The sequence below is a fragment of the uncultured Barnesiella sp. genome, from assembly GCF_946496565.1.
GTDB lineage: Bacteria > Bacteroidota > Bacteroidia > Bacteroidales > Barnesiellaceae > Barnesiella > Barnesiella merdigallinarum.
The window spans coordinates 24,621-45,994 of the sequence record NZ_CAMMHD010000012.1 but is presented as its reverse complement, the minus strand read 5'-3'; the positions used below and the strand labels follow the sequence as shown (position 1 = coordinate 45,994).

The 21,374-nt window shown below is 54.3% G+C and carries 18 protein-coding genes, 1 tRNA gene and 1 pseudogene; 8 read left to right on the top strand and 12 right to left on the bottom strand.

Annotated features, from left to right (window positions below):
• Positions 1-55 precede the first annotated feature (55 nt).
• Together Q1K76_RS07760 and tyrS are read right to left on the bottom strand one after the other, a co-directional pair.
• Positions 56-126 (bottom strand) — tRNA-Gln (locus tag Q1K76_RS07760).
• An 81-nt stretch (positions 127-207) separates the two neighbouring features.
• Complete coding sequence (gene tyrS / locus Q1K76_RS07755) at positions 208-1,500, bottom strand: tyrosine--tRNA ligase (protein WP_258326888.1); 1,293 nt, start codon at positions 1,498-1,500, stop codon at positions 208-210.
• Positions 1,501-1,738: 238 nt separating this feature from the next.
• Between tyrS and Q1K76_RS07750 the strand changes: the two genes are divergently transcribed.
• Positions 1,739-2,278 (top strand): UpxY family transcription antiterminator, encoded by a 540-nt coding sequence (locus Q1K76_RS07750; RefSeq protein ID WP_087407915.1) that lies wholly within the window; start codon positions 1,739-1,741, stop codon positions 2,276-2,278.
• Here Q1K76_RS07750 and Q1K76_RS07745 read toward each other — a convergent pair.
• The 7 genes and pseudogenes from Q1K76_RS07745 to Q1K76_RS07720 all read right to left on the bottom strand — a co-directional run bounded on the left by Q1K76_RS07745 (position 2,235) and on the right by Q1K76_RS07720 (position 6,977).
• Complete coding sequence (locus tag Q1K76_RS07745; RefSeq protein ID WP_309249695.1) at positions 2,235-2,888, bottom strand: TatD family hydrolase; 654 nt, start codon at positions 2,886-2,888, stop codon at positions 2,235-2,237. The two genes, Q1K76_RS07750 and Q1K76_RS07745, sit on opposite strands and share 44 nt — an antisense overlap.
• A gap of 51 nt (positions 2,889-2,939) precedes the next feature.
• Positions 2,940-3,158: pseudogene (gene yidD, locus Q1K76_RS11885) on the bottom strand (membrane protein insertion efficiency factor YidD); the annotation flags it as partial.
• Entirely contained in the window at positions 3,155-3,565 is a 411-nt protein-coding gene (locus Q1K76_RS07740) for a ribonuclease P protein component (protein WP_087407917.1), read from the bottom strand. The gene Q1K76_RS07740 and the pseudogene yidD, both read right to left, overlap by 4 nt.
• An 82-nt stretch (positions 3,566-3,647) precedes the next feature.
• Positions 3,648-4,397: a uroporphyrinogen-III synthase gene (locus tag Q1K76_RS07735; RefSeq protein WP_300132308.1), complete on the bottom strand. Its 750-nt coding sequence runs from the start codon at positions 4,395-4,397 to the stop codon at positions 3,648-3,650.
• Entirely contained in the window at positions 4,394-5,293 is a 900-nt protein-coding gene (locus Q1K76_RS07730; protein ID WP_300132305.1) for a DUF4271 domain-containing protein, read from the bottom strand. Before Q1K76_RS07730 ends, Q1K76_RS07735 begins: the two co-directional genes overlap by 4 nt.
• 13 nt (positions 5,294-5,306) lie before the next feature.
• Positions 5,307-5,894, bottom strand: coding sequence for a TIGR00730 family Rossman fold protein (locus Q1K76_RS07725; RefSeq protein WP_258326883.1), 588 nt, complete (start codon positions 5,892-5,894; stop codon positions 5,307-5,309).
• Positions 5,895-5,966: 72 nt separating this feature from the next.
• Entirely contained in the window at positions 5,967-6,977 is a 1,011-nt protein-coding gene (locus Q1K76_RS07720; RefSeq protein WP_298661995.1) for an NAD(P)-dependent oxidoreductase, read from the bottom strand.
• Between the two features lie 268 nt (positions 6,978-7,245).
• Here Q1K76_RS07720 and Q1K76_RS07715 point away from each other — a divergent pair, with 268 nt between their 5' ends.
• The 3 genes from Q1K76_RS07715 to queG all read left to right on the top strand — a co-directional run bounded on the left by Q1K76_RS07715 (position 7,246) and on the right by queG (position 12,114).
• Positions 7,246-10,503, top strand: coding sequence for a DUF2723 domain-containing protein (locus Q1K76_RS07715; RefSeq protein WP_300132301.1), 3,258 nt, complete (start codon positions 7,246-7,248; stop codon positions 10,501-10,503).
• A gap of 83 nt (positions 10,504-10,586) precedes the next feature.
• A complete protein-coding gene (locus Q1K76_RS07710; protein ID WP_087407923.1) occupies positions 10,587-11,195 on the top strand; it encodes a polysaccharide deacetylase family protein in 609 nt (202 codons plus the stop codon).
• Complete coding sequence (queG, locus tag Q1K76_RS07705) at positions 11,170-12,114, top strand: tRNA epoxyqueuosine(34) reductase QueG (protein WP_087407924.1); 945 nt, start codon at positions 11,170-11,172, stop codon at positions 12,112-12,114. The genes Q1K76_RS07710 and queG overlap by 26 nt, the downstream gene beginning before the upstream one ends.
• Before the next feature lie 170 nt (positions 12,115-12,284).
• On the opposite strand, the gene nagB is transcribed toward queG, so the two are convergent.
• Positions 12,285-13,097, bottom strand: coding sequence for a glucosamine-6-phosphate deaminase (nagB, locus tag Q1K76_RS07700; RefSeq protein ID WP_087407925.1), 813 nt, complete (start codon positions 13,095-13,097; stop codon positions 12,285-12,287).
• A 187-nt stretch (positions 13,098-13,284) separates the two neighbouring features.
• Between nagB and Q1K76_RS07695 the strand changes: the two genes are divergently transcribed.
• Positions 13,285-15,267, top strand: a complete 1,983-nt coding sequence (locus Q1K76_RS07695; RefSeq protein ID WP_087407926.1) for a glucosamine-6-phosphate deaminase — start codon at positions 13,285-13,287, stop codon at positions 15,265-15,267.
• A 180-nt stretch (positions 15,268-15,447) separates the two neighbouring features.
• On the top strand, positions 15,448-16,128 hold the full coding sequence (locus Q1K76_RS07690; RefSeq protein ID WP_087407927.1) for a phosphoglycerate mutase family protein: 681 nt from the start codon (positions 15,448-15,450) through the stop codon (positions 16,126-16,128).
• Between the two features lie 114 nt (positions 16,129-16,242).
• On the opposite strand, the gene Q1K76_RS07685 is transcribed toward Q1K76_RS07690, so the two are convergent.
• Positions 16,243-17,733, bottom strand: a complete 1,491-nt coding sequence (locus Q1K76_RS07685; protein WP_087407928.1) for an acetyl-CoA hydrolase/transferase family protein — start codon at positions 17,731-17,733, stop codon at positions 16,243-16,245.
• A gap of 230 nt (positions 17,734-17,963) precedes the next feature.
• Entirely contained in the window at positions 17,964-18,134 is a 171-nt protein-coding gene (locus Q1K76_RS07680) for a hypothetical protein (protein WP_300132297.1), read from the bottom strand.
• Positions 18,135-18,671: 537 nt separating this feature from the next.
• On the opposite strand from Q1K76_RS07680, the gene miaB reads away from it, so the two are divergent.
• Both miaB and Q1K76_RS07670 read left to right on the top strand, forming a co-directional pair.
• Positions 18,672-20,033, top strand: coding sequence for a tRNA (N6-isopentenyl adenosine(37)-C2)-methylthiotransferase MiaB (miaB, locus tag Q1K76_RS07675; protein WP_258326877.1), 1,362 nt, complete (start codon positions 18,672-18,674; stop codon positions 20,031-20,033).
• Between the two features lie 15 nt (positions 20,034-20,048).
• The gene (locus tag Q1K76_RS07670) at positions 20,049-21,239 is read left to right on the top strand and encodes an MFS transporter (protein WP_300132295.1); all 1,191 of its coding nucleotides are present in this window, start codon (positions 20,049-20,051) and stop codon (positions 21,237-21,239) included.
• Positions 21,240-21,374: the final 135 nt, after the last annotated feature.

The following is a 21,374-nucleotide window of genomic DNA, read 5'->3' as shown; positions in this document are numbered from 1 at the left end:
AATACTCTGTATAAACGCAAAAACGAGCAGCGGCGTACCGTTGCTCGTTCTTGTGTTGGCTTACCAGGATTCGAACCTAGACAAACAGAACCAAAACCTGTTGTGCTGCCATTACACCATAAGCCAAACTTCTATGCTTTGAGGTCTAACCCTCAAAAGCGAGGCAAAGATAATGTGTTTTTACGGCTTTGCCAAATTTTAGTCGAATTATTTTGCGATAAGCAGGTAATAATTCTTTTTACCCCGTTGTACGATGATGTATTTGTCGTTGAGCAGATAGCTGCCGTCGATTTTCGTATCGGGGGCTGCGAGTTTCTCTTTGTTGATGGAGACGCCACCGCCCTGAGTGAGTTTCCGCATTTCGCCTTTCGAGGGGAATACGGCAGCCATTTCGGTGGTCAGTTCGATAGCGGGTACCCCGCCGAGGATAGCGTCGCGCGACACTTCGAACTGGGGCACACCCTCGAATACGGCGAGCAGCGTGGCTTCGTCGAGTTTGTGCAGTTGCTCCGAGGTGGAGTTCCCGAAGAGGATGTTCGAGGCCTCGACAGCAGCGTCGTAGTCGGCTTGCGAGTGTACCATGACGGTAACCTCGCGGGCCAGCCGTTTCTGCAGGGCGCGCAGGTGGGGAGCCTGGTCGTGCTCGGCGATGAGGGCTTCGATCTCTTCGCGCGAAATCGAGGTAAATATCTTGATGTAGCGTTTGGCATCTTCGTCGCTCACGTTCAGCCAGAACTGGTAGAACTTGTAGGGCGAGGTGTAGCGGGCATCGAGCCATACGTTGCCCGACTCGGTCTTGCCGAATTTCGTACCGTCGGCCTTGGTTACCAGCGGGCAGGTGAGGGCAAATACCTCGCCGCCGTTGGTGCGGCGTATCAGTTCGGCACCGGTGGTGATGTTGCCCCATTGGTCCGAACCGCCCAGTTGCAGCTTGCAGTTCTTGGTTTCGTAGAGGTGCAGGAAGTCGTAGCCTTGCAGCAGTTGGTAGGTGAACTCGGTGAACGAAAGTCCGTCGCGAGCCTCGCCGTTGAGTCGTTTTTGAACCGAGTCTTTCGCCATCATATAGTTGACCGTGATGTGCTTACCTACGGTGCGGGCGAAGTCGAGGAACGAGAAGTCCTTCATCCAGTCGTAGTTGTTTACCAGTTCTGCGTGGTTGGGAGCATCCGACTCGAAGTCGAGGAACTTGCTCAACTGCTTTTTGATACACTCCTGGTTGTGGCGCAGGGTCTCTTCGTCGAGCAGGTTGCGCTCTTGCGATTTGCCCGAGGGGTCGCCAATCATACCGGTAGCACCCCCGACCAAGGCCAGCGGTTTGTGGCCGCAGCGTTGGAAATGTCGCAGCATCATCACGCCGCACAAGTGGCCTATGTGGAGCGAATCGGCCGTGGGGTCGAAACCCAAGTAGGCGGTAACCATTTCCTTTTCAAGGAGTTCTTCTGTACCCGGCATCATGGTGTGTACCATTCCGCGCCATTTTAGTTCTTCTACAAAATTCATCGAATGAAAACTTTATTAAATGTTTGGTCGTTGTTTCTCGCAGGGTGATAGGGGGCGGCAGGTTGTGCAGACTTACCGAACTCCTTGTTTCTGCGGTAGCTGCAAAATTACGACTCTTTATCGAAATAAACAATTTTAATTTCGAAATAACAAAAAATAAGAACCATCTCTGTTTTTTTTCGTTAATCTCGTGTATTTAAATTATTTTTGTGCAAACCTATTTTCTTCAGATACTGTTATGGGTATAAACAAGACCGATCTCAAATGGTTTGCCATTCGGGTGACTTATAGCCGGGAGATGGCATTGAAAGGTTATCTCGACCAGTATGGGATAGAGTCGTTTATCCCCATGCACTACAAGGAGTTTATCAAGGGCGAGCGCAAGGTGCGCAAGCTGGTTCCCGTCATTCACAATTTGGTTTTCGTGCGGTTGAATCGCGAGAAGATGGACGAAATCAAGAAGGAGATTTCGCTCAAGGTTCCTTTGCGCTATATCATGGATCGCGAGAAGCACGAGCCTCTGGTGGTGCCCGACCGGCAGATGTCCAGCTTTATAGCCGTGGCAGGAGCCTATGACGAGCAGGTGGTTTATCTCGATTCTCAGGTTGTCTCGTTGCGCGAGGGCGATCGGGTGCGTATTACCGGCGGTGTCTTTGCCGGGGTCGAGGGGGTGTTCCTGCGGGTCAAGGGCGACCGGCGGGTAGTAGTTTCGATCGAGGGGGTTATGGCCGTGGCTACGGCATTTGTTCACCCTTCGTTGATCGAACGTATTCCATAATGTTTTCGGGTTGAGACGATTGTCGGGCCGGTTGCTCCAACGGGAAGATGCGGGCAATGTTGCCGGCCAGAGCCTTGTGTAGCCGTCGGGGCGACTGGTTGCGTATGTGGGCTGCTTTCCGATACAGTTTGTCGATGGTCATGTTGCCTTCGTCGGTCTCGAGGAAGAGTCGGTCGAGGGGTACCGATTTCAGGGTTTCGTGATTGTAATACTCGCCGAACGAGAGGAATAGTCCCTCGCGGAGGAGCTGTGCCGCCGTTTCGGGCTTGCCTCTGAAGCCGTGGATAATCCACGGTTGTGCGGGGCGTTTGGCTTTGTGTATGCGGATGATGTCGTCGTAGGACTTCACGGCGTGAATGACCAGCGGCTTGTGCCACTGCTCCGAGAGACGTATCTGTTTCTCAAAATAGATGAGCTGCTCTTCGTAGTTGACGCCTCCTTTGAGTTTGTCGAGCCCTGTTTCGCCTACGGCCACCACCTGTTCGTGTTGTACGGCGGCTTCGAGCCGGGCAATCGACTCTTTCGAGGTATCCGACAGGCTCCAGGGGTGCAGCCCTACCGAATAGTATTTGCCCGGTTGGGGACGAAACTCCTCGGGAGTGGTGCTGATGATGGCCCCGTAACGGTCGTGATGGGTGTGGATGTCGGTCGGAAACTTGGGGGGAACCGGATCGTAGCCGCTGCCTCCCCAGGGATGGCAGCTCAACAGCCGACGGGTGGCCAGCCACAAGCCTTTGAAGGGGCCGTGTATCTGTATGGCGTCGATGGCATACTGCGAGCAGGTGGGCACATAGCGGCACGAGGGCGGCAGCATGGGCGATATGGCCGCCTTGTAGAAGCGGATGGGCCATATGAGCAGGGTCGACAGCAACTTTTTCATGGCTCTACGGCGGGAGGGGTGGGTTGCTGTTCGCTTTTCTGCACCAGGCGCTGCAGAGCCTCGATCATCTTGCGTTCGATGGTGTGGAAATCGTTCAGGTCCTTGTCGAGGTAGAGAAAAGCTACGTGCATCGATTGGTGGCGTTGCAACAAAGGTTCGGTCAGAATCTCCTTGTGCAGTCGATAGGCTTCGCGGATGCGTCGGCGCAGATAGACCCGCTTGACGGCCCGTTTGAACTTGCGCTTGGGTATGTTGACAAAGAATTGCGGCGGAGCCGTGGAGTCATCGTCGATGCGGTAGACGACGCGCAACGGGTATACGATGAAGGCACTACCCTCGGCAAACAGGCGGTTGATAGCTGTTCGGCTGCATAGTTTTTCGCTTTTGGGCAGACTGTGTTCGTTCATCGTGTGTTTGAAAATAAAACCTCATAAGCGCCTCCTTTCGGTGAAAGACGATTATGAGGTTTGGTTCTTGTTGAAAAAGAGTTTATTTCTTTTTGCTTTGTTCTTTCAGGAAAAGGTCGAGAGCGGCGGTCATCGATGGTGCTCCGGGTGAGGGAGCTTCGACATCGAGTCGCAGGCCGGCATCGCGTACGGCCTGGGCCGTTGTGGGACCGAAGGTACCGATCTTGATGTCGCCCTGCTCGAATTCGGGGAAGTTCTTGAGCAGCGACTTGATGCCCGACGGGCTGAAAAAGATGAGCATATCGTAGTCAAACGGTTCACCCTCTTCAAAATCGTTGCTCACGGTGCGGTACATGATGGCCCGTGTGTAGTTGATTTTGTGTTTCTCCAGAACAGTGGTCTGCTCTTTGTGCACATCCGACACGGGGAAGAGGAATTTCTCCCCGGCGTGTTTCAGCAACGAGGGAACCAGGTCGTCCAGTTTGCCCGAGTTGCCGAAGAATATCTTGCGTTTGCGATAGACGATATACTTCTGCAAATAGAGGGCGATAGCCTCGGTCGTACAGAAATATTTCATCGTCTCGGGGATATTGACGCGCAACTCTTCGCACAGGCGGAAGAAGTGGTCGATGGCGGTACGAGCCGTGAAAATGACAGCGGTATATTCCGGTATGGAAATCTTCTGTTGTCTGAACTCTTTGGAGGTCAGGCCCTCTACCTTGATAAAGGGACGAAATACGATATTGACGCCATATCGCTCGGCGATATCGTAGTAAGGCGATTTTTCGGAACTCGGCTTAGGCTGAGAAACAAGAATTTTCTTAATTTTCAAAGCTGCTGTATTTTTAGTTCGACAAAATTATATATCAATATGCTTGATTTATATACCCAAAATAGGGGTGCGATTTCGAGGGCACAAAAGTACACAATAAAATAGAATAAATCTAATATATTGCGGTAAAAAATCTTAAACCCTTTATAAATAAATAAGATACGGGATGCCAGATAGATAACTCCTGCGACGACCAGCATCACCTTTCCCCATTGCGGAACAAATATCGACAAGAGTACCGGCACGGCGATGGGGATACTGATGATAGCATTGATCGAGATGAAACTCTCGACCCACTTGCGGGTGTGGGCCGTGTCGGAGAATACGAGTCCGAGTCCGCGATAGAGCCATTTTTGTAACGTATAGTAGACCCAGGCGATGAGGCTGCCGCAGCAGACACCCACCCCGATCGATATCGACAGGTCGGGTCGGGTGGAGGCCAGCAGTTGAAACAGACAGAACCCCTCCGATACGCAGGTCATGCCCAGCAGTACGGCTCGTAGCTGGGTCTCCCGCACGGTGGTGTCGTCGAAAAGGTTCTGGCGGTCTTTCACATTGAGCACGCTGTTGAATATCTCGCCCAGGAACTTGGTCCCTTTTTTGAAAGTGAAGGCAAAGAGCAGAAAAACTACTACAACAATGCTCACCAGCAACGAGTTGTTGGTGGGGGTATCGGGCATACGCTCGGCAGAAAACCCCTCGGGTATGGCAATGATGGTCTCTTGCAGGTCCTTGAGGGGGTCGCTCTCCTTGAGCGGAGTACTGCGCTCGAAGCCCCCGATGTATTGCGGCACGAACACTTCGGGCTGGCTCGCCGGCAGCCGGGTGCCGGTGGTATCGGCCGTGTGCAGGGTGTCGGCTACGATAGCGGAGTGAGGTGCAGCAGGGATAGGCATGGCGGTCGGGTGGTTAGATGGCAGCTATTTTGCGGATACTGGGGTCCCAGGCCGGAGCGTTTAAGATGTCGTCGATGGCCTCCTGAGGAGTCTGGGCCACTTGCCACAGGCGGGCGTGTTCGTGGCGCATGAAGTTCTCGTCGATAGCCTTGTTCAGCATCGCGATGAGGGGGTCGTAATATCCGTCGATATTAAGTATCACGATGGGGTTGAGGAAGAGCCCCAGTTGTTTCCATGTGATAATCTCGAAGAGCTCTTCCAACGTGCCGCAGCCGCCTGGCAGGGCAATGACGGCATCGGCCTCTTGGGCCATGCGCTCCTTGCGTTCGTGCATGTCGGCAGTTACTACGGTCTGGGTCAGACCCGGGTGGCACCACCCCTCGTCAATCATAAACTGGGGAATCACTCCCAGCACTTCGCCACCGTGAGCCAACACGCTGTCGGCCAGGGTACTCATGAGTCCTTGGTTCCCGGCTCCGCATACGCATCGCATGCCTCGTTGGGCAAGGAGCCGCCCGATTTCGCGAGCCGCCTCGAAGTAGTCGGGGTTTATTTTGGAACTGGATGCGCAGTAGACGCACACCGATTTTATCTTTTTCATTGTCACCAGCTTGAATCGCACTGCAAAGGTAACGCTTTTTTTTGAAAGACGGCGTGTCTACAGCGGGCTACCTTACAGCCAATGGTGCTCGCGATACCACTTCACGCACTCGTTTACCCCGCGCTCGAGGCTGTATTGTGGTTCGAACCCCAGTTCGTTGCGGGCATCGCTGATGTCGCATATCCAGTTGCGTTGCTTCATGATGCGGAACTTGTCGCGGTTCAGCGTGCTGGTCTTGCCCAGGAGAGCGGCACCCTTTTCGGCAATGACCGAGACAATCCAGAGTCCGGCGATGGGAATCTTCACCGGTATCACCCAACGCTTGCCCAATGCCGCGGCTACGTACCGGCGGAATTGCGACGAGGTGTAGGCCCTCCCCTCGGAGAGGAAATAGCCTCGGCGCGTCACGCCCCGGTCGATGGCCTTGAAGATGGCCTGCACCAGATCCTTCACGTAGATGAAGGTGATGAGCTGCGGCTTGTATCCTACGATGAAGTCGAATCCGCACTTGATACTCTTCATCATCAGGTAGTAATCTTTTTCGTAGGGCCCGTATACTCCGGTGGGGCGCATCACCACGTAGGGGAAGCCCTCGAGCGATTGCAGGTGTCGCTCGGCCTTCAGCTTGCTCTGTCCGTAACGGGTATTGGGGTGGGGTGTGTCGGTGGGGCGTATGGGGGTGAAGCCTTTTTCGTCGCCCAACCCCCAGGCTCCCAGGCTGCTCATGAGGATAAACTGCTTGGGCACCATGTCGGTAGCGACGAGGGCCTCGGTGAAATTCTTGACAAACCCGTAGTTGATGCGGTCGAAGTCGTCGGGGTTCTTGCACTTGGTCACTCCCAGGTTGTGCACGATGTAGTCCCACTTGCCATATTCCCGTTTGTGCTCGCGCAACTGGTCGGCCAGTAGGTCGGGGTTACCGTAGTTGAAGTCGATGAAACGGATGGCCGGGTTCTTGAGGTGTTCGCGCGAAGTGGTCTTGCGCACCCCGGCCCAGGTTTCGTATCCCCGCGAGAGGGCCTCTTCGACGATGAATCCGCCGATGAATCCACCGGCGCCGGTAATCAGTATTCGGGTACTCATAATGCAATTTCGTTTGGCGGGTAAAAGTAATAAGAAACCGGCGAAGTAGGGCTGTCGAACTGCGATTTTGTGAAATATAGCCGATAAATTATTATAAAAAGTTTATAATGAGGGGAGATTAACAATCTTTCATTATCTTTGCCGGGTATATGAAAACAGATAGACTCCTCTGCTCCCTCGGTAAAATGGTTTCGGCCTTTCCCGGGGTTGTTTTCGTGTGTGGCGTTTGTCTGTAGAACTGCCTGAAAATAAAGACAAAAGTAGTATAATGAAACGGTACAAATTACTGAACAATGTGTTGGGATGGGTGGTCTTCGTCGTTGCGGCGATTACCTATATCCTGACTTTGGAGTCGACCGCCAGTTTTTGGGACTGCGGTGAATTTATAGCTTCGGGATATAAACTGGAAGTGGGTCACCCGCCGGGAAACCCCATCTTCATGTTGACGGCCCGCTTCTTTGCCAACTTTGCCTCTTCGCCCTCGGGGGTAGCCTACATGGTCAACCTCATGTCGGGATTGTTGAGTGCCGCCACCATCTTGCTGCTGTTCTGGACCATCACCCGTCTGGCACAGAAGGTTGTGCTGCGTGAGGGCGAGACCGTCGAGACCATGTCGATGGGTCAGATGATTGCCATTCTGGGTTGCGGTGTGGTAGGTGCTCTGGCCTATGCCTGGTCCGATACCTTCTGGTTCTCGGCCGTAGAGGGCGAGGTTTATGCCTACTCCTCTTTCTGTACGGCACTCGTATTCTGGCTGATTCTCAAATGGGAGAGCGTAGCCGACGAGCCGCACTCCAACCGCTACATCATACTCATCGCCTACATCATCGGCGTGTCGATTGCGGTGCACCTGCTCAACTTGCTGTGTATCCCTGCCATCGTGCTGGTTTATTACTACCGCAAGTTCAAGAATACCAACCTGAAGGGCTCCATCATTGCCCTGTTGCTCTCGTTTGTGCTCATCGTGCTGCTGCTCTACGGACTGGTTCCCGGTTTCGTCGAGGTGGCCAGCTGGGTCGAACTGCTCTTTGTCAATGTCTTCCACCTGCCTTTCAACAGCGGTGTGGTATTCTACTTCTTCCTGATTGTAGGGGTTATCGCTTGGGCCATCTACGAGACTTACGCCCAGCGCAGCGAGAAGTTGATGAAGATTTCGTTCTTCATCAGTATCGTGCTGGTAGGTATCCCCTTCATCGGCGACGGTTATGTGATTGGCATCATCCTCTCGCTGGCCCTGGCCTACTACCTCTTCTTCATGCGCAAGCGTCCGTCGGTAGTGACCATGAACACGATTCTGCTCTCGTTGTTCGTCATCTTCATCGGCTACTCGTCGTATGCCTTGATTATGATACGTTCGACGGCCAACACGCCCATGGATCAGAACTCGCCCGAAGACATCTTCAGCCTCTCGGGTTACCTCAACCGCGAGCAGTATGGCGACCGTCCGCTCTTCTACGGGCAGACCTTCCCCGCCGAGGTGTTGCGCGATGCCAACGGTACGGCCGTGTCGACCCAGGGGAAACCCATCTGGAAGAAGAAACTGAAATCGTCGCCCGACGATCCCGACCGCTACATCATCACCGGGCACGACGAACACTACAAATACGAACCCGAGTTGTGCATGCTCTTCCCCCGCATGTACAGCGACAAGGCCGAACATATATCGGCTTATAAGGAGTGGACCAACTTCAAGGGCCGCCCCGTACAGGTGAAGACTCCCGACGGTACCAAGACGGTGATGAAGCCCACCTTCGGCGAAAACCTCGCCTTCTTCCTCGACTACCAGCTCAACTACATGTACTGGCGTTATTTCATGTGGAACTTCGCCGGCCGTCAGAACGATATTCAGGGCCACGGCGAAGTGCAGAACGGTAACTGGATAAGCGGCTTCAACTTCATCGACAAGCACATTGCCGGCGACCAGACCAACCTGCCCGACGACCTGAAGAACAATGCCGGCCGCAACGTTTTCTACATGATGCCGTTGTTGCTCGGTCTCATCGGTCTCTTCTTCCAGGCCTTCTCGGGCAAGAAGGGTATCGAGAGCTTCTGGGTCACCTTCTTCCTCTTCTTCATGACGGGTATCGCCATTGTCATCTACCTCAACCAGACGCCTTACCAGCCGCGTGAGCGCGACTACGCCTATGCCGGTTCGTTCTACGCGTTTGCCATCTGGATCGGGTTGGGTGTCGCCGCCATCTGGCGTGGCCTCAACTACCTGGCCAAGACGACCGACGAGCAGCCCAAGTCGACGGCGACTGCCGTGGTGGCTTCGCTCCTGTGCTTGTGTGTGCCCTTGCAGATGGTGAGCCAGACGTGGGACGACCACGACCGTTCGGGCCGCTATGTCTGCCGCGACTTCGGTATGAACTACCTCTCGAGTGTCGACGAGAACGCCATTCTCTTCACCAACGGCGATAACGATACCTTCCCCTTGTGGTATGTACAGGAGGTCGAGGGCTATCGCACCGATGTGCGGGTGTGCAACCTCTCGTATCTGCAGACCGACTGGTACATCGACCAGATGAAGCGTCCGGCCTACGAATCGGCAGCACTGCCCATCTCGGCCGACGAGTCGAAGTATGCCTATGACGTGCGTTCCTACAACTACGTAATCAACCGTCTGGCCGACTCGATTACGGTACGCAACGCACTCGACTATCTCTATAGCGATGAGTCGTGGACCAAGGATGTGCCGGGATACGGTGCCCTCAACCACCTGCCCACCAACCAGCTCTATATACCGGTCGATGCTAATGCCGTGGTGGCTTCGGGTACGGTAGCTCCCGCATTGAAGGACAGCATCGTTTCGCGCATTGTGCCCGACTTCTCCAACAAGCGGGGATTCACCATGAGCGAAATCGCCTCGCTCGACATCATCAACACCAATGCCGAGCAGGGCTGGAAACGCCCCGTCTATTTTGCCGTGACGGTGGGTAACAGCTACTACCTGGGTCTCGAGGACTACTTCTCGCGTACCGGTCTGGCCTATCAGGTGGTACCTTTGAAAGGGGTCAACAACAACATCAATACCGACAAGATGTACGACAATATGGTCAACCGCTTCCGCTGGGGCGGTATCGACCAGGTGACGAAAGAGCATCCGCTCTATCTCGACGAGAACGTGCGCCGCATGTGCAATACCATCCGTATGATGTTTGCCGACCTGGTAGAGCAGCTTATCAAGGAGGGCAAGAACGAAAAGGCCCTGACGGCTCTGAACCTTATCATGGAGAAGATTCCGGGCTGGCAGGTAACTCACGACCTTACGTCGCTGTCGTTCGGTCAGTCCTACCTCGAACTGGGCGAAACGGCCAAGGGCGAGGCTCTGCTCAACGAGATTCTTGAAAACTCGGCCGGCTACCTCAACTGGTACAAAGACCTCACTCCGGGTCAGCTCCGCTCCATCCGCAACGATTACGAGAAGCATGTCTACATCGTTCATGCTATCAACGAGCTGAGTACAGCCTACGGACTTACCGATTTGCAAAACAAGATTGCATCGCGTTTTGCCGTTCGGGAGTAATCGAATATAATCCTTTACGGGAGAGTGTCGGGGAGCTTGTTTCGCCGATTCTCTCCCGATTTTTTTCGTTAGATATATCATTTATGTTTATAGAGCAACCCCCGTTTTTTTATCGGATGCTGTTCCCCGAGGCCATCTGGCGCATCCCGGGCGATCGGAAGACCGTCTACCTGACATTCGACGACGGTCCTATTCCCCAGGTTACGCCGTGGGTGCTCGATGTTCTCGACTACTATTCGGTAAAGGCGACTTTCTTTTGTGTGGGCGAAAATGTGGCTCGCAATCCCAACCTCTTCCAGGAGTTGAGGCACAGGGGGCACCAGGTGGGCAACCACACGATGAATCACATACAGGGCATGTCGACCCCGCCCGAGAAATATGTGCGCAACGTGCTCAATGCCCACGACCTGATTCAGAGCCAACTCTTCCGTCCGCCCCACGGACACATGCTCCCCGGGCAGGCCAACCTGTTGAAAAAGGATTTCAGCATCATCATGTGGGATGTGGTGACTCGCGATTATAGCAACAAGCTCACAGGCGAACAGGTATTCGGCAACGTGAAGCGCTATGCCCGCAACGGCTCCATCATTGTGTTTCACGACTCGATCAAGGCCGAGCGCAACCTGCACTATGCCTTGCCCCGAACCATAAACTGGCTGCGCGAAAATGGATTCATCTTCCGCACCCTTTGAGTGGCGAGAGCAGATTCGTAGCGAAGCCCTTCGGTTGGGTTTCGATGCGTGTGGCTTCGCTCGGGTCGACGAGGTAGAGCCCCGGGCCCGCGAGGCTTATCGCCGCTGGCTGGACGAGGGCAGGCAGGCCCAGATGGACTATCTGGGCAACTACCTCGACTTGCGCGATCATCCGGCCCTTCTCTACCCGGGAGCCCGCACCATCGTATGCGTGGCGCTCAACTACTATCCGGCCCGTTTCCAGCCGCAGGAGCATCCTCAGTTTGCCTACTATGCCTATGGCCGCGATTACCACGAGGTGATGCGCGACAAGCTGCGGCAGCTCGCCGCTTTCGTGGCCCCTCTCTCGGGCGATGCCGGGCGGGTGTGTTGCGATACCGCCCCTGTGCGCGAACGCTATTGGGCCGTGCAGGCCGGTCTGGGATTTATCGGCAGGAATGCCCAGTTGATTATCCCCGGTAAGGGCTCTTACTTCTTTCTGGGCGAGTTGCTTACGACACTCGCCTTGCCCCCCGACAAACCCTTGTCCAACCGCTGCGGCGACTGCTTGCTCTGCCGGGAGCATTGCCCTGTGGGGGCGCTCGATGAGCCGGGGCAGGTCGATGCCCGCCGCTGCATTTCGTGCCAGACCATCGAAAACCGCGGCGAGATACCGCCCGCGGTGGCTGACCGGATGGGCAACCGGGTCTATGGCTGCGACACCTGCCAGCAGTGCTGTCCCTGGAATCGGGCGGCTACTCCTTCGACGCACCCCGAGTTCGCCCCCTCGGACGAACTGCTCGCTCTCGACGCCGCCCGTTTCGAGGCGTTGACTCCCGACGATTTCAACCGCATATTCCGCCATTCGGCCGTGCGCCGGGCCAAGTATGCGGGGCTCATGCGCAACTTTGCCGTGTGGAAGAAAAACCGTAAATCGTGACGAATCGGCACAAAACGATACCATCGTACCCCCTTCGCACCGATAGCCGGCTCTATCCTGTTCCCTTTTGAAATACATCCCTTGAGTGAGGGTAAAAAGAAACGAGGGCCCCACACCGATGTGTGGAACCCTCGCTATGCGGTTCGAAAGATTTTGGCTTTCGAGTGAGATTACTTCAGCAAGCTGTCGGGGTCGAGGTTGTTGTGCTCGATGTCGAGGAAGTATTTGTAGGTACCCACTTTCAGCTCGGCCGTAGCGGCATCGTCGCATACGATGATGCTCTTGGGGTGCATTTGCAGAGCCGTGATGGTCCACATTTGCGAAACGCCGCCCTCTACGCCCTGTTGCAAGGCACGAGCCTTGTTGTGGCCGTTGACAATGATGAGTACGTTGCGGGCAGCCATGACGGTACCTACACCCACGGTGAGCGCCGTTTTGGGCACGAGGTTGGTATCGCCGCCGAAGAAGCGCGAGTTGGCGATGATGGTGTCTTGCGTCAGGGTTTTCACACGTGTGCGCGAGGTAAGCGACGAACCCGGTTCGTTGAAGGCGATGTGGCCGTCGGGGCCTACGCCGCCCAGGAAGAGTTCGATACCGCCGTAGGAGGCGATTTTAGCCTCGTAGCGGGCACACTCCTCTTCGGGGTTGGCAGCGTTGCCGTTGAGGATATTGACGTTCTCGGGACGGATGTCGATGTGCGAGAAGAAGTTGCTCCACATGAAAGTGTGGTAGCTCTGCTCGTGATCTTCGGGCAGGTTGCAATATTCGTCCATGTTGAAGGTAACGACGTTGCGGAACGACACGATACCTTTCTTGTTCAACTCGATGAGGTGTTTGTACATGCCCAGCGGCGACGAGCCGGTGGGGAGGCCCAGTACGAAAGGCTTCTCTTCGGTAGGGTTGAATTTATTGATGCACGATGCCACATAGTTAGCGGCCCAACGCGAAACTGCATCATAGGTTGGTTCGATAATCAGTCTCATGATTTTATAGATTTTTATGGATTTTAGCTTTCCCCAAAAGTAATCATTTTTTGGCAAGTATCGACCGGCGGGTGAAAATTTTGTGTATTTTTCTAAAAATCGAATATACTTCCATCATTTTTCACCTTTTTTGTGTGGAAAAAATGTAAAGGAATCATTAAGTTTGTAACTCAAAAATACTATCGCGATGAAAACAAATCTTAGTTCTCAAATTAAACTGGACCGTATACCCAAACGGTATTACGATCCTGACGGTGAGTTGGAACTCGCGGCTCTGACGCGGGAAGAAAAGGTCTATACCAAAATCTTCGAAGGTTCCGACGAAGGTTCGGTATATGTGGCTCACGACATTGCCGAGTTGATTCAGAAATGCAAGGCCGAACATCGCCATTGCGTTCTCGCTTTGGGTTCGGGTGCAGCCACTCACTCGGTCTATGCCGAACTGGTGCGCATGTATCAGGCCGGAGAAATCAGCTTCTCGAATGTAATCGTGTTCAACATCGGTGAATACTATCCCTTGGCCGAAGGTGCTCCCGGTACCATGAGCCTCTTGAAAGAGCTTTTGCTCGACAAGGTGAATATCGACCCCGAGAATATCCACACGCCCAGCAAGATGGTTTCGAAAGAAGATCTCTTCGCATACTGCAAGAAATACGAGGAAGAGATCGAAGCCTGCGGCGGTATAGACCTGGCTCTGTGCGAAATCGGTGCCGTGGGTAATCTCGCCTTCAACGAACCGGGTTCGCAGCTCAACTCGTCGTGCCGTCTCATGTTGCTCGGTAGCGATGCCCGTCACGTGGCTTCGTCGCAATTCAATTCGAACGAGAATGTTCCCCGCTGTGCCATCACGCTGGGTATCTCGAACCTCATGTCGGCCCGTCGTATCATCTGCGTGGCCTGGGGTGAAAATCGCGCCAACATCGTGAAACGCACCATCGAGGGCGAAGTGACCGACCTCATTCCCTCTTCCTTCCTGCAGACCCATCGTCGTGCCAAAGTGGTGCTCGACCTTTCGGCTGCCGAGGCTTTGACGCGCATCAGCCGTCCGTGGCTCGTAACGTCGTGCGAATGGGACGAGAAACTCATCCGTCGGGCCATTGTTTGGCTCTGCAAGGTGACGGGTAAACCCATCTTGAAACTGACCGACAAAGACTACAACGACAACGGCTTGAGCGAACTCGTTGCCCTCTACGGTTCGGCCTACAACGTAAACATCCGCATCTTCAACTCGCTGCAACATACCATTACCGGTTGGCCCGGTGGTAAACCCAATGCCGACGACACTTTCCGTCCCGAGCGTGCTACTCCGTATCCCAAACGGGTTATCGTATTCAGCCCGCACCCCGACGACGATGTGATCTCGATGGGTGGTACCCTCAAACGTCTTGCCGTACAGAAACACGATGTACACGTGGCTTACGAGACTTCGGGCAACATTGCCGTAGGCGACGAAGATATGATGCGTTACATCATGCTTATCGACAACATCGCCAAGAAGTTCAAGTTCGATACCCCCGAGCTTCTGAAAGAGAGCAGCGAAATCCACAAATTCATCGAGCAGAAGAAAGACGGTGAGTCCGATACGCCCGATATTCGCTTTATCAAGACAATGATTCGTCGGGGCGAGGCTCGTACCGCCTGCAAATACATCGGCATCAAGCCCGAGAATGTTCACTTCCTGAACCTCCCCTTCTACGAGACGGGTACCATTAAGAAAGGCGATTTGACCGAAGCCGATATTCAGATTGTAAAAGACCTGATCGAGTCGGTTAAACCGCACCAGATTTTCGTAGCCGGCGACTTGGCCGACCCGCACGGAACTCACAAGGTTTGCCTCGATGCCGTTCTGGCCGCTATCGACGAAATCAAGGACGAAGAGTGGATGAAAGATTGCCGCATCTGGATGTATCGTGGTGCCTGGGCCGAATGGGAAATCGACCACATCGAAATGGCTGTGCCCCTGAGCCCCGAAGAGCTGCGTCAGAAACGTAACTCGATTCTCAAACACCAGTCGCAGATGGAGAGCGCTCCCTTCCTGGGCGATGACGAGCGTCTGTTCTGGCAACGTGCCGAGGATCGTAACAAAGCTACGGCCGACCTCTACGCCAGCCTCGGTCTGGCTTCGTACGAGGCCATCGAAGCCTTTGTAGAATATCATCCCATACGATAATCCGTAACCTGTATAGAGGGGCTGTATCGGCGTGATGCAGCCCCTTTTCTTTAAATAAGAAGAGACAACAAGAGGCAATACTTGTTTCGGGGACTGTTGCACAATGCCCCGGGGGACTGTAAGAACCGGGGACCCTTCGTTTGCAAAGATCATACACACATACCTCATGTAAATATACCTATGAAACCACACCGAATTATCCTGATACGTCATGGCGAATGCTATGCCAATACCGACGAAAGCCAGTTTGCCACCGAACCCGACTACACGATAGAGCTGACTCCCCGAGGTCTCGAGCAGGCTCGTGAGGCAGGTGAAGCCCTGAAGGCGTTGGTTGGTGACGAACCGCTCTATTTCTATGTGTCGCCCTTCTGGCGCACCCGTTCTACCTTTGAGCAGGTGGCCCGGGCCTTTCCCCGTCGTCAGTTCGACTACAACGAGGAGCCCCGCCTCAGAGAGCAGGAGTGGGGCTACCTGCGCACCTATGCCGAGCTGAAGCGGTTGAAAGAGGAGCGTCGCCGCTACGGCACGTTTTACTACCGGTTTCCGGGCGGCGAGGCCGGCACCGATGTCTACGACCGCATCAACGACCTGCTGGGGTCGCTGCATCGCGATTTCCGCAGCCCCGACTTCCCGCCCAACTGTGTACTCATCACCCACTCGCTGGCCATACGCCTCTTTGTGATGCGGTGGTTTCACCTCACGGTCGAGGAGTTTGAAGAGATGGCTTCGCCCCGGAATGGCGACTTGGTGATACTCGAGTATGACGATGCCGCTCAGGAATACCGATTGACGACGCCGCTCGCCCGGAATTCCGACACGGTGTTCCGTCGGCGGCCTATCCGGTTGCCCGACGAGTAATCGGAATCGGTGCGACGAAAAAGATCGTTTCCAGCTCTCGCGTTATAAACACAATACCCCCGAGGCGCGGGTGGCCTCGAGGGTATCGGTTATTAATCGCATTCGACGGTTTAATTATACATATTCGGCCCAGTTGGTAAGAGCCATATCGCCCGATTTCAGGAACTCGTTGTGGAATCCGAAGGCGGCCTTCAGGTTGTGAGGCGTGTGGCCTTTGCCCAGTTTCAGGTAGTCCCACAACAGCTCTTTGTACATGGGGTGAACGCAGTTCTCGATGATGGTGTGAGCGCGTTGGATGGGCGATTTGCCGCGGAGGTCGGCTACACCCTGCTCGGTGATGAGCACCTGTACCGAGTGTTCGCTGTGGTCGAGGTGCGAAACCATGGGTACGATGGCGCTGATTTTGCCACCTTTGGCAATCGAGGGGCAGGTGAATATCGAGAGGTAGGCATTGCGGGTGAAGTCGGCCGAGCCGCCGATGCCGTTCATCATCTTGGTACCGGTTACGTGGGTCGAGTTCACGTTGCCGAAGATGTCGGCCTCGAGGGCGGTGTTCATGGTGATGAGGCCCAGTCGGCGTACGATTTCGGGGTGATTCGATATTTCGCCCGGTCGCATGATGATTTTGTCGTGGAAGAAGTCGATGTTGCTGAACACCTCGTCTTGTTTGCCGTCGCTTATCGTCATGGAGCAGCAGCTGGCAAATTTGCATTTACCCTCTTTCATCAGGTCGATAACGGCATCTTGTATCACCTCGGTGTACATTTCGAAGGCGGGGATGTCGGGGTTGGAGCCCAGACTGCCCAGCACGGCGTTGGCGATGTTGCCTACACCCGATTGCAGCGGCAGGAATTGGGGCGGGATGAGGCCGGCTTTCAACTGGCTTACGAGGAAGTCGCACACGTTGTTTCCGATCTTCATGGTGGTCTCGTCGGCCGGGGTGAAGGGTTTCACGCCGTCGAGCTTGTCGCTTTCGACGATGCCCACGATTTTCTTCGGGTCTACTTTAATGATAGGAGCACCGATACGGTCGCTGGGTTTGTAGATGGGAATCTCGCGACGGTAGGGCGGGTCGAGCGGTTGGTAAATGTCGTGCATGCCCCGCAGCTCTTTGGGGTCGTGGTGGTTCAGTTCGATGATGATTTTATCGGCCAGCGCGCAGAAGGTGGGAGTAGCACCCACACCGTTGCCCAGCAGGATTTCTCCGTTGGGGGTTACCTCGGTAGCTTCGACGATGGCCACGTTTACCTTGCCCAGAAATCCGTAACGCAGGTTTTGCGCCAGGTGCGAGAGGTGCATGTCGAAGTAGGCAATCTCGTTGGAGTTGACGGCTGCACGGGTATCTTTGTGCGACTGGTAGGGTGTACGGCTTCTGATGGCTTTTGCACGGGTGAGGGCGCCGTCTACGTAGTCGCTGGTCGAGGCACCGGTGTAGACGCCAATCTGGAAGGGGCGCCCGGCTGCATGTTCGGCCTCGGCCCGTTGGGCGATGGCGACAGGGACTACTTTGGGGGTACCTGCTGCAGTAAAGCCACTAAATCCTACATTATCGTTGTGGTGAACGAATTGAGCCGCTTCTTCGGCGGTAATAAAATTAAATGCCATATCTATGATAAATTTTGTTGTTTTTGAGATATTTCAAGGTTAAGGTGTTTCTCGGTTTCAGTATTTTCTATTCAGTATTTCTGCAGCGATGACCGCTTTTCGCCAATCTATATCGCTTATATCTATTGATTCAGTCTCTGCTTCGGATTCCTGTACCGGTACGGTTTGTGTCACGGGTCGGGCAGATGTTTGCGGACGGGCGAGCGCCGATTTTCCCTCCTCCTCGGGTGTCAGTATTGTTGCTGCCGGTTCGGGTTTTGGGACGGTCGCAGCCGGCTGTTCTGCAGGTCGAGGCTGTGGTCGCCATTCGGTTTGAGGTTCTCTTCGCTCCAGGGGCTGCACCTGAGGGCGGCGAGACGGTTGCGGCTGCGCTCTTCGGGGAGCTCGGGGGATATATTCATCGGCCTCGTGAGCCTTTCGCTCCTCCTCTTCGTGAGCTCGGCGCAGCTCTGCGAAAATTTCGTCCAGGGTAAGTGGTGTGGAAGCATCTCGACTCTCTTCCTGCTCTTCTCGCTGAGGGGTCTGAGTGGAGGCTTCGGGAAAGATGGTTCGACCAGGTTGTCTTCCCGGTTGATTTTTAGAGCTTTGTTGCTTTTTGGAACCAACGGAATTGATGGCAAGAATGACCACCCCGATGATTATAGCGACGATTATCTCTGAAAAATCCATCTCTTTTTACTATTTTTGTCCTCAAATATAGAGTTTTATTGAGAATCTTCCAAATTTTGGAGCTCTATAAAATAACTAAGAGCTGTTTCTCAACAACTCTTAGCCGATTTAACCTAAACCTTAACTATGAAAAAATTTCATGTAATGTGATTGCAAAGAAAATAATTATTTTTTAAAAAACAAATTTTAGAAAAGAAAATATTATTTTTTTGTCGATTTTGTTGATAAATTAAAATTAAATGAAGAATAAAACGGATAGAATGAAAAATATGGAAGCGACTGAAACCCCCGTTGGGCAGCCGGTTGCAGAGAAGAAACTCTTTATCGAAACTTATGGTTGCCAGATGAATGTGGCCGACAGCGAGGTGGTGGCTTCGATCATGCAGATGGCTGGTTACACCTTGTGCGATAATATCGAGGATGCCGATGCCATTTTCGTCAATACCTGCTCCATTCGCGACAATGCCGAGCAGAAGGTGCTCTCGCGTCTGGCCTACTTCCAGTCGTTGCGCAAGCATCACAAGCATTTGGTGGTAGGGGTGTTGGGCTGCATGGCCGAGCGGGTGCGCGAGCAACTCATTGCCGAGAACGGTGTCGATTTGGTGGCTGGTCCCGATTCGTACCTCGACTTGCCCAATCTGGTAGGGGCTGCCGAGCATGGCGAGAAGGCGGTGAACGTAGAGCTCTCGACTACCGAGACCTATCGCGAGGTGATTCCCTCGCGCATCGGGTTGAACCGCATTTCGGGTTTTATCTCCATCATGCGGGGGTGCAATAATTTCTGCTCCTATTGTATTGTACCCTATACCCGCGGGCGGGAGCGCAGCCGTGAGCCCGAGAGCATTCTGGGCGAACTGGCCGACCTCAAGGCCAAGGGCTTCAAGGAGGTGACGCTGCTGGGGCAGAATGTCAACTCGTATCGCTACGAGCGGGCCGACGGCACGGTGGTCGATTTTCCCGCCCTGCTGGCTCTGGTGGCCCAGGCTGCCGGCGAGATGCGGGTACGCTTCACCACGTCGCACCCCAAGGACATGAGCGACGAGACCCTCCACGTCATCGCCGCCTGGCCCAACCTGTGCCACCACATACACCTGCCGGTACAGTCGGGCAGTAACCGCATTCTGAAACTGATGAACCGCAAGTATACCCGCGAATGGTATCTCGACCGCATTGCCGCCATCCGTCGCATCTTGCCCGATTGCGGCATCACGACCGACATGTTCAGCGGCTTCCACTCCGAAACCGAAGAGGATTTCGAAGAGACCCTCTCGCTCATGCGCGAGGTAGGATTCGACTCGTCGTTCCTCTTCAAATACTCCGAGCGTCCCGGTACGTATGCCTCGAAGCATCTGCCCGACGATGTACCCGAGGAGGTGAAGATTGCCCGCCTGCAACGCATGATCGACTTGCAGAACGAGCTCTCGCTCGAGAGCAACCGCCGCGACATCGGCCACGAGTTCGAAGTGCTGGTCGAGGGTTTCTCGAAGCGTTCGCGCGAACAGCTCTTCGGCCGCACCTCGCAAAACAAGGTGGTGGTCTTCGACAAGGGCAACCACCGTATCGGCCAGTTGGTACGGGTACGGGTGACCGACGCCTCGTCGGCTACCCTGCTGGGCGAAGCGTTGGACTAAACTCCCGAGTGTCTTATGGAAAAAGTGGTTAAAGATAAGCTGTGGACACCCAGCTTCTGTGTGGTGGTGGCCGGGAACTTCCTGCTCTTTTTTGCCTTCTACCTGCTGTTGCCGGTATTGCCCATGTATTTGAGCGAGGCCTTTGCCGCCAGCCGTTCCTCGGCCGGTTTCATACTCTCGTCTTATACCATCACTGCCCTGATGATACGCCCCTTTGCCGGGTATATGGTCGACACCTTTCCCCGCAAGCCGCTGCTGCTCATCTGCTATTTTGTCTTTTTGCTCTTCTTCGGCGGCTATCTGCTGGCCGGCACGCTGCTCCTGTTTGCCATCATTCGGGCCGGGCACGGGGTAGCATTCGGTCTGCTCACCGTCTCGAACAGTACGGTGGCTATCGACGTGATGCCCTCGTCGCGACGGGGCGAAGGCATAGGCTACTACGGGGTGAGCAACAATCTGGCCATGGCTGTCGGGCCCACACTTTCACTTTATATACACGATGCTTATGCCAACTTCGACTATATCTTTTTGCTCTCGATGGTATCGGCTACTATCGGACTGATTGCCGTTTCGACCATCAAGATGCCCTACCGGCGCGACCCGGTACCCGAGAAGCCGCCCATCTCGCTCGACCGGTTTCTGCTGCTGAGGGGTATGCCCGAAGCGGTTACGCTCATCTTCTATTCGTTCAGCTACGGGGTGCTGTCGACCTATCTGGCTGTCTATGGCAAGGAGGAGCTGGGCATCGAGTCGGGGGCCGGGTTCTTCTTCATTCTGCTGGCTATCGGCCTTATCCTGTCGAGGCTCGCCTCGGGGCAATGGCTCAATCGCGGTTTCGTTACCCGCAACATCTTCGTGGGCATGTTGCTGTCGCTGCTCGGTTACCTCATCTTCGTAGGGGTGCGTAACGAGTGGGGCTACTACGGTGCGGCGGTGGTGCTGGGTTTGGGTTACGGCTGCATCTGTCCGGCTTATCAGACGATGTTTATCAATCTGGCTCCCAATAATCAGCGGGGTACAGCCAACTCGACCTACCTCACAGCCTGGGACTTGGGGGTAGGGCTGGGGGTCCTTATCGGCGGGCAGATTGCCGACCTCACCAATTATGCTACGGTCTATGCTACCGCTTGTGTGCTCTGCACGATAGGGTACCTGCTCTTCCGGTTCAAGACGGCAGCCCATTTCGAAAAATATAAGTTGCGATAGAAAATATTAAAATATGTGAACAAAAAGAGCGATTTCGCCCAGATAGACTTTATTTTGCATAAAATTTGGGCTAATAATATCCTTTTGTTTTCTGGTTCGTTAAAAGAAAGGGGTAGGAACGTCGAAATAGGTGTC

What these genes read in the sequence shown, in the direction of transcription:
- miaB (WP_258326877.1), top strand. Translation starts at nt 18,672, where the DNA reads ATGGAAGCGACTGAAACCCCCGTTGGGCAGCCGGTTGCAGAGAAGAAA.
- Q1K76_RS07730 (WP_300132305.1), bottom strand. Translation starts at nt 5,293, where the DNA reads ATGCCTATCCCTGCTGCACCTCACTCCGCTATCGTAGCCGACACCCTG.
- Q1K76_RS07680 (WP_300132297.1), bottom strand. Translation starts at nt 18,134, where the DNA reads ATGAATATATCCCCCGAGCTCCCCGAAGAGCGCAGCCGCAACCGTCTC.
- Q1K76_RS07685 (WP_087407928.1), bottom strand. Translation starts at nt 17,733, where the DNA reads ATGGCATTTAATTTTATTACCGCCGAAGAAGCGGCTCAATTCGTTCAC.
- Q1K76_RS07670 (WP_300132295.1), top strand. Translation starts at nt 20,049, where the DNA reads ATGGAAAAAGTGGTTAAAGATAAGCTGTGGACACCCAGCTTCTGTGTG.
- Q1K76_RS07750 (WP_087407915.1), top strand. Translation starts at nt 1,739, where the DNA reads ATGGGTATAAACAAGACCGATCTCAAATGGTTTGCCATTCGGGTGACT.
- Q1K76_RS07715 (WP_300132301.1), top strand. Translation starts at nt 7,246, where the DNA reads ATGAAACGGTACAAATTACTGAACAATGTGTTGGGATGGGTGGTCTTC.
- Q1K76_RS07725 (WP_258326883.1), bottom strand. Translation starts at nt 5,894, where the DNA reads ATGAAAAAGATAAAATCGGTGTGCGTCTACTGCGCATCCAGTTCCAAA.
- nagB (WP_087407925.1), bottom strand. Translation starts at nt 13,097, where the DNA reads ATGAGACTGATTATCGAACCAACCTATGATGCAGTTTCGCGTTGGGCC.
- Q1K76_RS07690 (WP_087407927.1), top strand. Translation starts at nt 15,448, where the DNA reads ATGAAACCACACCGAATTATCCTGATACGTCATGGCGAATGCTATGCC.
- queG (WP_087407924.1), top strand. Translation starts at nt 11,170, where the DNA reads ATGGATTCATCTTCCGCACCCTTTGAGTGGCGAGAGCAGATTCGTAGC.
- Q1K76_RS07710 (WP_087407923.1), top strand. Translation starts at nt 10,587, where the DNA reads ATGTTTATAGAGCAACCCCCGTTTTTTTATCGGATGCTGTTCCCCGAG.
- Q1K76_RS07720 (WP_298661995.1), bottom strand. Translation starts at nt 6,977, where the DNA reads ATGAGTACCCGAATACTGATTACCGGCGCCGGTGGATTCATCGGCGGA.
- tyrS (WP_258326888.1), bottom strand. Translation starts at nt 1,500, where the DNA reads ATGAATTTTGTAGAAGAACTAAAATGGCGCGGAATGGTACACACCATG.
- Q1K76_RS07740 (WP_087407917.1), bottom strand. Translation starts at nt 3,565, where the DNA reads ATGAACGAACACAGTCTGCCCAAAAGCGAAAAACTATGCAGCCGAACA.
- Q1K76_RS07695 (WP_087407926.1), top strand. Translation starts at nt 13,285, where the DNA reads ATGAAAACAAATCTTAGTTCTCAAATTAAACTGGACCGTATACCCAAA.